Source organism: Gammaproteobacteria bacterium (genome assembly GCA_032250735.1).
In the GTDB taxonomy this organism is placed as follows: domain Bacteria; phylum Pseudomonadota; class Gammaproteobacteria; order SZUA-152; family SZUA-152; genus SZUA-152.
On sequence record JAVVEP010000002.1, the window covers coordinates 35,495 to 47,902 of the forward strand.

Below are 12,408 nucleotides of genomic sequence, written 5' to 3' on the forward strand. Positions count from 1 at the left end.
GCTCAGGCTTGGGGCCTATTTCATTCGGCGCAATGCCCTGCGGTTATTGCGCCCTACGCACCGAGCAATGTAGGCGCAATAATCGCAGGGCATTGTGCCGTATGAAACATCTCCCAAACGCAAAATCGTTTCGGTTGTCCGGAAGAAATAACTCACAGCAATGTAGGGCGCAATAACCGCAGGGCATTGCGCCGTATGCGCTTACACCAATACCTCCACCGCAGCAGGATGGCTTAAAAAGCCCTGCGGGCTTGCACTAAACCCATACGCTCCGGATTGCAGTACCACGACCAGGTCATCGATATCGGCCCTGGGCAGTTCCATCTTGTCCGCCAGTATGTCCAGTGGCGTACAGAGCGGGCCGACAACATTGGCGATTTCGGTGTCGCTGGCGCCCAGTCGGTTGCCGATCAGTACCGGGTAGTTTTTGCGGATGATCTGGCCGAAATTGCCGGACGCGGCCAGGTGGTGGTGCATGCCGCCATCGGTGATGAGAAATACCTGTTCCCTTGATATCTTGCGATCCACCACCTTGCAGACGTAGACGCCGGCCTCGCCGATGAGGTAACGCCCCAGCTCAATGATGACCTTTGCCTCGGGCAGTCGTTTGGCCTTTTCTATCAGCAGTTCGTTCAGCCGGTCACCGATCGGCTGGATGTCCAGTGGCTGTTCGCCGGGAAAATAGGGGATGCCGAAACCGCCGCCGATGTTGAGTTTCCTGACCGGCGTGGGCGCGGACTCGGCGAGGCGGTAGGCGAGGGCAAAGGTCTTTTCCTGGGCCTCGATGATGGCCTCCGGTTTGAGGTTCTGGGAACCGCTGAAGATGTGAAAGCCTTGAAAATCCAGGTCGAGTTCGCCGATGCGCCGCAGCACGTCGGGCACACGCTCCGCGTCGATGCCAAACTGTTTGGGGCCGCCGCCCATCTTCATGCCGGATGCCTTGAGTTCGAAGTCCGGATTGACGCGTATCGCGACCCTGGGGCGGATGCCCTGTTGTTCTCCCAGGCGGGCCGCCCTTTCCAGTTCGGTTTCGGATTCAAGATTCAGGGTGACGCCGGCGGCGATCGCGCTGCCGATCTCCCATGCCGATTTTCCGGGGCCGGCGAAGCTGATGTGGTTGGCGGACATGGTGGTATCCAGGGCTACCGGCAGTTCGCCGCCGGAGGCCAGGTCGAAGCCATCCACCAGCCCGGCCAGGTGTTGCACCACGGCGGGCATGGGGTTGGCCTTGATGGCGTAGTGCAGGCGTATTTCGGCGGGCAGGTGGGCGCGCAGGTGGGCGACCCGCTCGGTGATTTTTGCGCGGTCGTAGGCGTAGAAGGGCGTCTGTCCGACCCGGGCGGCGAGGCGGGTGAGCGGCACGCCGCCGATCATGAGTTCGCCGTTTTCGACCGGAAAGGCCTCCAGTACCGAGGTCGCGTGGCGGGGTTTACTCATGGCAGTGTGTCCTTGTTGTTGTTCGGAGCATTCCGGGAACGTCCTTTGTATTGGGTTGTGCGTTCTGTTTTGCGTTCAATGTTGCGTTCACTGCTGCTGTAGATGGCGCTTTTCATGGTTATGTTAACCGTGCCTGGCATGGCGTTCTGCACCGGGCCGGCGAAGGCCTTATGGCGTGCCATCCTGAAACAGGTCCTGCAATTCGCTGACCAGTTGCTTGCGATCAATCTTGCCGTTGGGATTGCGCGGCAGGTTCTGCTGCACCTGCACCTGGATGGGGACCATGAAGGCGGGCAGGTGTTTCTTGCAGGCGGTGATCAGCGCGTCGGCGTCGACATGTTCGGCGTGCGCGGCCGGAGTGACGACGGCCACGATCGCCTGGCCCAGGCTGGGATGGGGGATGCCCAGTGCGGCGGCATGACCGACCAGCCCGCTGGCGTAGATTACTTCTTCGACCTCGGTGGGGCTGACCCGGTAGCCGGAGGTTTTGATCATGTCGTCCTTGCGCCCGACGAAATAGAGAAAGCCTTCTTCGTCGGTCTGTACGGTGTCGCCTGACCACACGGCGATCTCCGTCAGGGGCATGCCCGCCTGCTGGCCGGGCGCGGGGCGGAATCGCTCTGCGGTGCGCTCGGCGTCATTCCAGTAACCCAGTGCGACCAGGGCGCCGCGATGCACCAGTTCGCCCGGCTCGCCCGGCGCGCAGGGGCTGCCGTCTTCGCGCACCACCATCACCTCGGCATTGGGGATCGCCTTGCCCATGGAGTCGGGGCGGCGGTCCAGCTCTTCCACCGGCAGATAGGTGGAACGAAAGGCTTCGGTGAGCCCGTACATGAGGATCGGGTGGGTGTTGGGTAGCGCGGCCCGCAAGGCGCGTAAGGTGGAGCCGGGCATGGCGCCACCGGAATTGGTGAGGTAGCGCAGCGAGGCCTGCGCCTCCTCGGGCCAGGGCAGATGGGCGATCTGCGCCCACAGGGGCGGTACCGCGGCAAGCCCGGTAATGCCGTGTGTGGCCACCGCGCGGACCACATCGCGCGGCAGCAGGTAGTCCATCAGCACCACGCTGGCGCCGACACTGAAGGCGGTGGTCAACTGGCTCAGGCCGTAGTCAAAGCTGAAGGGTAGCACCGCCAGCAAGCGGTCCTGCGGGGTGTTTTGCAGATACTGGGCCACGCTGCGGGCGCCCGCCACCATGTTGCGATGCGACAGCACCACCCCCTTGGGTCGACCGGTGCTGCCCGAGGTGTAGAGGATGGCGGCAAGGTCGGCGTCGATGCGGGCGGGGAGTCGTCGATGGCTGGCGGACGACACCAGCGCCTCCCAGCTGAAGACCTCGGCGCCGGCGATTTCGGGCAGGCCCTTGGGCGCGGGGCCGACGATAACCACGTGATTGAGATCGTGACAGTTAGCCAGCGCCTCGCTGAGCAGCAGGGCGCGGTCCGCGGAGGTGATCAGGATGCGGACATTGCAATCGCGCAGGATGTATTCCACCTGCTCCGGTTTGAGCAGGGGATTGACCGGTACAAACACACCGCCCGCGAGAGAGGCGCCAAAGATGGCGTTGACGGTCTCCTGCTGTTTGGGCAGGTACACGGCGACGCGCTCGTTGGCGGCCAGCCCGCGCTCGAGCAGGCCCTGGGCGACGGTGTGCAGATTGTCGGCTAAGGTCTTATAGGTGAGGCGGCTGGTCTTGTGGACGAGCGCCTCGTTGTCCGGCCATTGTCTGGCGCTCTGCAGGATTAAGTCGTAGAGTAATTCGCTCATGCTCTGTTCACAGGTGATCATTAAGTGCCACAGTTTACTGGGAATTTTCCGCGAAAAGTAGTGACCTGCCCGCTGCGGCCGATGGTCTGGGCCGGTCTGGCGGTGGTCTTTATGCTGTTCAGCGCACCCGGGGTGTCCGGTCTGCCGGAGACCCTGGCGCTGGTCAAGCCGGGCGTGGTGGCCGTGGGCACGATGCAAAAGACCCGCCGACCGCCCAGCAAATTTATGGGCACGGGTTTTGTGGTGGGTGACGGGCGCTATGTGATCACCAATGCCCACGTCATCCCTGAGCTATTGGACGGGGAAGAGCTGGAGCAACTGGCCATTTTTGCCGGCCGCGGCCGGCAGCCGGAAATACGCACGGCAGAGGCGGTGGCCATGGATCCCGAACACGACCTGGCCATCCTCCGTATCGAGGGCGACCCCTTGCCGGCCCTGCGCCTGGGCGATTCCTCCCGGGTGCGCGAAGGACAGTCCATCGCCTTCACCGGTTTTCCCATTGGCACGGTCCTGGGCCTGTTTCCGGTGACCCACCGCGGCATCATCTCCACCATCACGCCCATCGTGCTGCCCTCGCAGTCATCGCGCCAGCTGAGCACCGCGCAGATCAAACGCCTGAAGGCCCCGTATGACGTCTTTCAACTGGATGCCACGGCCTATCCAGGCAACAGCGGCAGCCCCGTCTATGACCAGAAAACCGGCCACGTACTGGGTGTTCTGAACATGGTGTTTGTAAAAGAGACCAAAGAGGCCGTCCTGGAAAAACCCAGCGGCATCTCCTATGCGATTCCGGTTGAGCACGCCAGGCAGTTGCTTGAGTCCGTTTTAGTGAAGGAATGATGTGGTGAGCCGTGTAGGGTGGGCATTGCCCACCATTGCACCAAACTCAACGATGTCTGACAGGTGGGCAGTGCCCATCCTACACGGCTACGCGGTTGCTTTTTCGGTGACGGCTGACATACGGCGCAATGCCCTTTAGGTTATTGCGCCCTTGATGTTGGGTACTGTCATTCTGGCGCGCACCCTTGGGGCATATAGGCCGTATCCAGTTTCTTGATATTCCCTTCCGGAACAATCCAGCGGTAGGGCGCAATAACCGAAGGGCATTGCGCCGTATGAAACAACACCCAAAGCCAAATCGTTTTGATTGACCGTGGAAATGCCTCGCGGAACCCTTTTTTGCATCGCCAGAAAAATCCACGGGTAGGAGTAGGGTGGGCATTGCCCACCATTGCACCAAACTCAACGATGTCTGATAGGTAGGCAGTGCCCACCCTACACGGCTTTTATGTCCGCTTCTATGTCCGCTTTAATATTAGCCATATTTCAGTAATATCAATAAATTACCTTTAATCAAGGCAATGTTGAGGCCTGTATGAAGTCCGATTTTTTTGTGATTTTTGTTAAGGGACATACGGCGCAATGCCCTTTGGTTGCTGCGCCCTACGGGGTGGGTATTGGGTGCTGAGTGGAAAGTTGGCAGATAGTAGTGGACAGATTTTTAGTCGATTTCGATTAAGGTTTCGCCATGCTGTAAAGCTTCGATGATCCGGGGTAAGAGGTGTCCAAACCAGTTAAGTAATGTATTTTTTCGGGTGTTGCCGGTTCTTATCCACACAATAGTGGGATACGGCTCATTATGAAGGTTACGTCGCTGGGCAAAATCCTCATCTTTCGTATTGATGGTGGCTTTGCTGGATTTGGCTGTTTCCCAGATATCACTATCCGGAGCATCAAGCAGCCCTATGTCTGCAACATGTTGGGCATCGTGTCCTTGTGATGCCAGCTGGCGGGCGAGGGCTGGGGGTAGCTGCGCGTCTACCAAAAATCGCATCAGGCTACATGCAGAGTGGTGTGATCATTCTGGCGGGCGGCAAATTCCAGGACGGCTGTGATGTCTTCGGGTTCGAGGTAGGGATAATCCTCGATGATCTCCTCGCGTGTGGCGCCGGCGGCGAGCAGGTCAAGAATATCTTTTACTCGTATACGCAGCCCCCTTATGGCAGGCCGACCGCCACAGTGGTCAGCGGATATGGTGATGCGGTGTAATTCACTCATTACAGTATTGCCCGGTTGTTCAGCGTCGGTTTTTATTCTTTACCGGTGGTGAGATGTTGTCAATATGTTGAGTGTTGGGTTAGGAGGCCTCTGGTCGATGGGTTGAGATGGCACGATTGTTGGTGCTGATGGGTTGAGAGGGTACGATTGTTGGTAGAGAATCGCCGAGGGGGCTTGGCTCCTACAGGGCGCAATGCTTTTCGGTTATTACGCCCCACGGCGCTGTGTAGGAGGCCAGGCCCCTGGCCGATGGGTGCGGATCGTGTCGAGATATCTTACACTCTGCCGTTAGTATGGTTGGCAGTGAGGGTTATAGCGGGGCAGGCTGTTGTTTTCTATGTGAAACTGAGGTTTTGGCGTGAAATTTGCAAATATTTTCTAAATAAATAGTTCGATAATAAATAGTTCTACAATAATAGGTAGACACGCCGATTCAACGCGGTAGATTAAAGCGAATTTAAGTGGCAGGGAAATGAGATATGAGTTCGAAAGATTCCAATAAACAGATCGATCCGGTAATCCCGTCCTCCGATGAAACCCCTACAGCGCAGGCCGATACCGGCAAGCGCCGGCTGCTCAAAGGGCTCATGGCCACTGCGCCGGTGGTCATGGCGGTGTCCAGCAAGCCCGCCCTGGCGAATTTCTGTACGGTTTCGGGGTTTTTGTCGGGCAATCTGTCGCATCATGACGCCGGTCAGCGATGCGGGGGGAAAAGCCCGGGTTACTGGAAAAATAACTATGACCGCCATTACGACCCCGAGGCGTTTAAACAGGTCAAGTTTAGACAGGAGTTCGGGGTGCTGTGGTATGGCAGCGGGGGCCCATGGGATGCCGATATCAGTTTTCTCACGATACTGAATTTTGAAGGTAACGAAGATGCCTATAAATTTGGTTTCCACGCGGTCGCGGCCTATCTCAACGCCGTGAATATTTCCGGATACGGCCTGACGCCGAATGATGTTGCCGAGATGGTTGCCCAGATTGCCGGTAGCGGTGTGTACACCCATCCCGGAACGGGTAAGACGCTGGACGCACAGGATTTTGTTGAGTTTATAGAACAGACCTATCATTAACCTGAATCCGGCGGCTGTTTCTGGTGACGAGTGCCAATGAACGCTGGAGTCTGGATTCATCCTCCCGCTATCATTTCCGTGAGTGGGAGGATGGCGTCACCGTTTTTCTGGAGGGTGAGAACAGCATTTTTCTCATCAATGAGTTTGCGGCCTACCTGCTGGGGAAATTCCGTCACGGGCAACACTCTTTTCAGGAATTGCTGGAGCTGGTGCGTGTTGATTATGCCAGTGACCCGGTCGATACCTCCGTTCATACCCCCGTCAACATCAACACCCCCATCGAAACATTAGCCCCGCTATTGGAAAATACCCTGGCCGGTCTCAGCCAGCGCGGTATCCTTATTCGAACCCGCCTGTGAAACTGTCTGAGCTATCAGCCGCTGAAATTTACTATCGGTTTTCCACTCGGGGCGTCTTTCTCAAGACAGGGCCTCTGATCTTTTCCATTCGCTCGACCCTTCCGCAGGTTGTCGACACGGTGCAACGTCTCTACGGTGCCTATACCGTGGCGGACAGCGAGGACTTTGCGGATTTTTATGTGGAGCTGAAACAGCCCGGTGGTCTGCGCAAGTGGTATCACCCCCAGGTGCTGTTTGATTTTGATGGTCGTATTCCGTTTAAGCCGCTGCCACTGGCGCAGGCCTTTCCCATGCTGGAGTGGGGGATGAACTGGTGCATCGCCAACCATTGCCATAACTGGCTGATTATCCATTCCGCGGTGGTGGAGAAGAACGGCCAGGGCATTATCCTACCGGCCCCGCCGGGTTCTGGGAAAAGCACACTGTGTGCGGCCCTGGTGGGCCGGGGCTGGCGTCTGTTGTCGGATGAGCTGGCGCTGATCGATCCGGAGTGCGGCAAACTGATACCTATGCCACGACCGGTGGGACTGAAAAATGATTCCATTGAGATTATGCAGGCTTTTCTGCCGAAGGCCCGCTTCGGGCCGGCCTGCAAGGATACCCGCAAGGGTACCGTTGCCCACATGGCGGCAGCGGACGCCGATTGTGTGAATGCCCAGTGGGTGACGCCCAGCTGGGTCGTCTATCCACAATACGTGGCGGCGAGCGAGGCGGTGCTACAGCCACACCCCAGGGGCGACAGTCTGGTGCAGCTGGCCTCAAACTCCTTCAATAACCAGCTGTTGGGTCGGCAGGGTTTCGAGACCCTGGCAAAGCTGATCGACACCACGGCGTCGTTCGATTTTCGCTATTCGCAGTTAGAAGACGCGATCCGCATATTCGAAGACCTTTCCTCTTCTTCGCCTGTTCCCCAGGCCGTCGGGTGAGCCATGTCGACTAACGCAACTAGTGTCCTGCTACGCGTGTTGCGAGACCCCGCGCAGGCGCAGGCATTTGGTCTGAAGGACTGGGATCTGTTGCTGCGCCAGGCGCGCCGCGCCGATCTGCTGGCAACCGTGTCCGGCCTGCTGCATGATGCCGGCGCCGATGAGAGCATCCCTGTCGCTGTGCGCCGTCACTTCACAGCGCATACGATGGTCGTGCAGGCCAACCAGACTGCGATCCGCTGGGAGGTGGCGCAGATCTATCGCGCGCTCGATGGCGTGAGTGCGCCGCCGATCCTGCTCAAGGGGGCGGCCTATGTGTTCGCCGGGCTGACGGCGGCGCAGGGGCGCATCTTTAACGATATTGATATTCTGGTGCCCAGGGCGGACATCGACAGGGTGGAGCAGGCGCTGTTTCTGGCCGGCTGGTCCAGCGGGCATCTCGATGCCTATGACCAGAAATATTATCGTCGCTGGATGCATGAGTTGCCGCCGTTACAGCATATGCGACGCGGTACCGCGGTGGATGTGCATCACACCATTCTGCCGGTCACCGCCCACCTGAAACCCGATCCGCAAAAGCTGATGGCGGCGGCCATCACCGTTGCCGTGCGGGAGGATTTTTCGGTGCGGGTGCTGGCGCCGGTGGACCGGGTGCTGCATAGTGCGACCCATCTGTTCCATGAGGGTGAGTTCGATCATGGGTTGCGCGATCTCTTTGATCTGCACCGCCTGTTGATCGAGGCCTCATCACAGGACGATTTCTGGGAGGCGCTCATGCGGCGGGCGGTGGAGATGGACCTGGTGCAGCCGCTGTTTTATGCCACGCGCTATACCCATCGACTATTGCACACGCCGATTCCGGCGCATGTCCTGCAGCGATTGCAGGCTCAGTCGTCCAGCCGCTGGCTGGGTTGGCTGATGGATTTTTGTTATGCGCGGATGCTGGTCTCGGATCATGTCAGCTGCCGGCGGCGCTTCACCGGGCTGGCCGAGTACCTGCTGTTTGTGCGATCCCACTACCTACGCATGCCGTTGCGCCTGCTGGTGCCGCATCTGTTGCGCAAGGCCCTGCGGCGCGAGCCCGAAAGGCCGGATGATGAGGCGTTAAACTAGACCTGCCTGCCGGTCATCCCGGCAGCTTCTTCTCCCACTCCAGTGAGGTCTTGACGATGAAGTCCAGATCGTCGCATTTGACCTCCCAGTCGAATTTCTCGTGGATGCGATCCACCCGGGCGATGAGCTGGGGCGGATCACCGGCCCGACGCGGCTCCTCCACGATGTTGAGGGGCGCGCCGTGAACGCGCGCGACGGCATCCAGCACCTCCCGGACACTGTAGCCGTGGCCATAGCCGCAGTTGAGGGTGGTGGAGTCGCCGCCCTTGCGCAGGTAGGCCAGGGCCGCCAGATGGGCGCTGGCCAGATCTTCCACGTGGATATAGTCGCGGATGCCGGTGCCGTCCGGGGTGGGGTAGTCGGTGCCGAAGATGCTGATCTTGTCCCGCTTGCCCAGGGCGGCCTCGCAGGCCACCTTGATCAGGAGGGTGGCGTTTTTGGTGGATTGGCCGATGCGGCCCAGCGGATCGGAACCGGCGACATTGAAATAGCGCAGGGCGACGTGGCGCAGATCGGTGGCAAAGGAGAGGTCCTTGAGCATCTGCTCGGTCATCAGCTTCGAGCCGCCATAGGCATTGATCGGGCGGGTAGGGGTGTCTTCGGTCACCTGTTCGACCTCGGGGATGCCATAGACGGCCGCGGTGGAGGAAAAGATCACGTGTTCCACCCCGGCATCGGCACAGCAGGCCAGCAGGGTGCGCGAATTACAGGTGTTATTTCCGTAATATTTCAGTGGGTTGGAGACGGATTCCGGCACGATGGTATGGGCCGCAAAGTGCATCACGGAGCCGATGCTATGCTCTTCCAGTAGGCGCGACACCAGCGCCTCATCGCCGGTGTCGCCGATGATGAGCTCGCCATATAACACGGATTCCTTGAACCCGGTCGAGAGATTATCGAGCACCACCACGGTTTCGCCGGCCTCGCCAAGCTGACGAACCACGTGACTACCGATATAACCGGCGCCGCCGGTGACTAAAATGGCCTTGTTGCTGGGTGTTGGTTGGGACATGGGGGTTACGTTATCCTTTAACGGCTTGTGGTTGGTTGTGCGATCGGCCCGCGTGAATGCCGGGTAGTTTAAGGGCTGGGCCTTTGCGGTGCAAAAGCGTTGTTGCTCCCGCCAATTAGCGCTCGCCAATGGACTACCCTCCATAGTAACCCCGGTTTATTGCAAGGCGGTGAATACACCGGGTGCGGGTTAAGCTGAGAGTCGCCAAGGTGCACTTTTACCAAAAGTGCTATTCTTCCTGAGCTTTTGGCTTTAAAAAGCGGAATTCAATGATAAAATACGCCGCAGCATGGCAGCGGTCGGCCGGGGTTTATTGTCGGTAGATCTTTGGCAAAGCACTGAAGAGTACGTGATGCGGGCCGATAAATGCCCCGATAACAACAAAAGTGAAGGGAATCTTGCGTGTACGAGAATTTTTATCATCTACGATCCAAGCCCTTCCGGTTAAGTCCGGATCCCGGGTTCTTCTTTGAGAGCCGCGGCCATAAGCGCGCCCTGGCCTATCTCCGCTACGGACTGAATCAGTCCGAGGGTTTTGTAGTCATTACCGGCGCGCCGGGTACCGGCAAAACTACCCTCGCCCAGATCCTGCTCCAGGAAATGGAGCAGTCCGACATCGTGGTCGCCCATCTGACCACCACCCAGCTCGAAGCCGATGAGATGTTGCGCATGGTGTCGGCCTCGTTTGGTCTGCGCTATGAAGGCCGGGATAAGGCCGGCCTGCTGAAAACCCTGGAAGCCTTTTTTCTGGCCCGTGCGCGCGAGCGTAAGCGGGTGTTGCTGGTGGTGGACGAGGCGCAGAACCTGCCGGCCCGCTCCCTGGAAGAGCTGCGCATGCTGTCGAATCTGCAGGTGGGCGATAAGGCCCTGCTGCAAACCTTCCTGCTCGGCCAGGTGCAGTTTCGGCAGATGCTGGACCACCCCGATCTTGAGCAATTGCGCCAGCGTGTCATTGCCAACTATCACCTCAGCGCCCTGGGCGCAGACGAGTGTCAGACCTATATCGAGACCCGCCTGAAACATGTGGGCTGGAATAATGATCCGCAATTTTCGGCGCGAGCCTATGAAATAATCTTTGCCTACACCGAGGGTGTGCCGCGACGGATCAATATGCTGTGCGATCGGGCGCTGCTTTTCGGTTGTCTGGAAGAGCGGCATGTGGTCGATGAGGCGCTGCTGACCGAGGTGACCAACGAATTGCAGGGCGAGGTGTCGGGGCGACCGATTCCGAAACCGGAGCTGTCGGATCTAGAGGATGAACTGCTTTACCCATCGTCCTCGACAGCCCAGGCGGCGGACATCCCTGATGATGCGCCGGTGGAAGAGACCGCCACGCCAGCAGCCAAAGAGCCTGCATCCATCAACCCGTCTGAGGGTGGTGATGTCGCGACGACCAGCACAACGAGTGGCAGTTCCGAGACCCGCCGCAGGGATCGTGCCGTGGGCGATGATGGTTGGACCGAATCCGTAGCGCAGGCGCAGCCGGATGTGGCTGAAACCTCGTCTGGCGAGGCTGTCGCCGCGGTTGAGGAAAAGGAACGTTTCAGACTGATCGCCGGTGGAAAGGCCGACGTGGGCAAGACGGCCGGTGGTAAGAATGCGATTGATACCCAACGCGGTATTGAACGGCCCGCCAACCATCCCTCACCGGCCGTCATGGCTCCCATTCCCGATGTGCCCGGCGACAGTCAGGAGGTGGTGTTACGCAAGATCCTACGGCTGGTGCTGGCATTTCATCGTTCACCACGCAGTTTTCCCGGGCTTGATGATCCTCAACAGCCACTGCCGAGCGGCATGCGCGCCATTCTGGAGCTGGCGATTGCGGACGATTCTGTGTTGGCGAATCTACGCCAGATCGCCGTGATGGGGATTTCGCCCGCCATGTTACGTGCCGCGGTACGCTTTTTTGTGCGGCGTGTGCTGTTCCTGCCCGGAGGAGATGATTTCCGGGTACTGGGCCTGGCCCCGGGTGCGGCCCTTTCAGAGGTGGAGATGCACTATGGCCTGCTGATGAAGCTGCTGCGACAGGATAAAAAAGACAATGATGAGGCCGGTGTAACCCGGGTCGGCGAGGCCTATGAGCGACTGTGTCAGTCAGAGCTGACCTCAGCCAATACCCCGGAGTCTTTGGCGATTGACGACATCGATGAGACGCTGGATCTGGATCTGTCACCCAACCTGAACAAAAACGCATTCCCATTGCGTGCGAGCTCGATGGGTAACGAGGCGATTATTGCGGAGGGTGAGAGTACCGGACCGACCACGCGGAACCTGTTGCTGATTGCCGGTGCCGTGGTCATCGGTTTTGTGTTGTATTTGACCCAGGTCAAAACCCCGTCGGACCTCTTTCCCACGCCCTCAGTGGCCAGCAAGGCGCCGGTCGCCGAGCTTCAGCCTATGGAGCAGCCAGTGTTGCAGGCGGAGGAACAGGCCGAGGTGGTGGCGACACTGACAGAACCTGCCGTTGAACCCGAGGCGGCGGCTGCGGCAGAGATGCAGGCACAGGCGGAAGCCGAGGCGCGTCGCCAGGCGGAGCTGGAACTTGCTCGACAGGTAGAGGCCGAGGCAGCGGCACAGGCCAGGGTAGAGGCAGAGGCCAAGGCAGAGGCACAGGCCAAGGCAGAGGCACAGGCCAAGGCAGAGGCACAGGCCAAGGCAGAGGCACA

The 12,408-nt window shown here is 59.1% G+C and carries 11 protein-coding genes; 6 read left to right on the top strand and 5 right to left on the bottom strand.

What is annotated here, in order from left to right:
- Positions 1-201: 201 nt before the first annotated feature.
- A complete protein-coding gene (locus RRB22_01505) occupies positions 202-1,437 on the bottom strand; it encodes a pyridoxal-dependent decarboxylase, exosortase A system-associated (protein ID MDT8383071.1) in 1,236 nt (411 codons plus the stop codon).
- Between the two features lie 168 nt (positions 1,438-1,605).
- The gene (locus tag RRB22_01510; protein MDT8383072.1) at positions 1,606-3,201 is read right to left on the bottom strand and encodes an acyl-CoA ligase (AMP-forming), exosortase A system-associated; all 1,596 of its coding nucleotides are present in this window, start codon (positions 3,199-3,201) and stop codon (positions 1,606-1,608) included.
- Positions 3,202-3,225: 24 nt separating this feature from the next.
- Here RRB22_01510 and RRB22_01515 point away from each other — a divergent pair, with 24 nt between their 5' ends.
- Complete coding sequence (locus RRB22_01515) at positions 3,226-4,041, top strand: serine protease (protein MDT8383073.1); 816 nt, start codon at positions 3,226-3,228, stop codon at positions 4,039-4,041.
- A 661-nt stretch (positions 4,042-4,702) separates the two neighbouring features.
- Here the strand turns inward: RRB22_01515 and RRB22_01520 are convergent.
- A complete protein-coding gene (locus RRB22_01520) occupies positions 4,703-5,035 on the bottom strand; it encodes a DUF5615 family PIN-like protein (GenBank protein MDT8383074.1) in 333 nt (110 codons plus the stop codon).
- Positions 5,035-5,259: a DUF433 domain-containing protein gene (locus tag RRB22_01525; protein ID MDT8383075.1), complete on the bottom strand. Its 225-nt coding sequence runs from the start codon at positions 5,257-5,259 to the stop codon at positions 5,035-5,037. The genes RRB22_01520 and RRB22_01525 overlap by 1 nt, the downstream gene beginning before the upstream one ends.
- Before the next feature lie 479 nt (positions 5,260-5,738).
- On the opposite strand from RRB22_01525, the gene RRB22_01530 reads away from it, so the two are divergent.
- Genes RRB22_01530 through RRB22_01545 form a run of 4 tightly spaced genes read left to right on the top strand, consistent with a single transcriptional unit; the run spans position 5,739 to position 8,730 of the window.
- Entirely contained in the window at positions 5,739-6,332 is a 594-nt protein-coding gene (locus RRB22_01530) for a hypothetical protein (protein ID MDT8383076.1), read from the top strand.
- A gap of 23 nt (positions 6,333-6,355) precedes the next feature.
- The gene (locus RRB22_01535; protein MDT8383077.1) at positions 6,356-6,691 is read left to right on the top strand and encodes a hypothetical protein; all 336 of its coding nucleotides are present in this window, start codon (positions 6,356-6,358) and stop codon (positions 6,689-6,691) included.
- A complete protein-coding gene (locus tag RRB22_01540) occupies positions 6,688-7,617 on the top strand; it encodes an HprK-related kinase A (protein MDT8383078.1) in 930 nt (309 codons plus the stop codon). Before RRB22_01535 ends, RRB22_01540 begins: the two co-directional genes overlap by 4 nt.
- A 3-nt stretch (positions 7,618-7,620) precedes the next feature.
- Positions 7,621-8,730, top strand: a complete 1,110-nt coding sequence (locus tag RRB22_01545) for a nucleotidyltransferase family protein (GenBank protein ID MDT8383079.1) — start codon at positions 7,621-7,623, stop codon at positions 8,728-8,730.
- 13 nt (positions 8,731-8,743) lie between these two features.
- Here RRB22_01545 and galE read toward each other — a convergent pair whose 3' ends face one another.
- Positions 8,744-9,742, bottom strand: coding sequence for a UDP-glucose 4-epimerase GalE (gene galE, locus RRB22_01550; GenBank protein ID MDT8383080.1), 999 nt, complete (start codon positions 9,740-9,742; stop codon positions 8,744-8,746).
- A 402-nt stretch (positions 9,743-10,144) separates the two neighbouring features.
- Between galE and RRB22_01555 the strand changes: the two genes are divergently transcribed.
- Positions 10,145-12,408, top strand: a 2,264-nt coding sequence (locus tag RRB22_01555; GenBank protein MDT8383081.1) for an XrtA-associated ATPase, incomplete at its 3' end; no start/stop codon positions are given.

Bases quoted from the DNA above. Each gene is read 5' to 3' on its own strand.
- RRB22_01510 (MDT8383072.1), bottom strand. From the start codon at position 3,201: ATGAGCGAATTACTCTACGACTTAATCCTGCAGAGCGCCAGACAATGG.
- RRB22_01545 (MDT8383079.1), top strand. From the start codon at position 7,621: ATGTCGACTAACGCAACTAGTGTCCTGCTACGCGTGTTGCGAGACCCC.
- RRB22_01530 (MDT8383076.1), top strand. From the start codon at position 5,739: ATGAGTTCGAAAGATTCCAATAAACAGATCGATCCGGTAATCCCGTCC.
- RRB22_01520 (MDT8383074.1), bottom strand. From the start codon at position 5,035: ATGCGATTTTTGGTAGACGCGCAGCTACCCCCAGCCCTCGCCCGCCAG.
- RRB22_01505 (MDT8383071.1), bottom strand. From the start codon at position 1,437: ATGAGTAAACCCCGCCACGCGACCTCGGTACTGGAGGCCTTTCCGGTC.
- galE (MDT8383080.1), bottom strand. From the start codon at position 9,742: ATGTCCCAACCAACACCCAGCAACAAGGCCATTTTAGTCACCGGCGGC.
- RRB22_01525 (MDT8383075.1), bottom strand. From the start codon at position 5,259: ATGAGTGAATTACACCGCATCACCATATCCGCTGACCACTGTGGCGGT.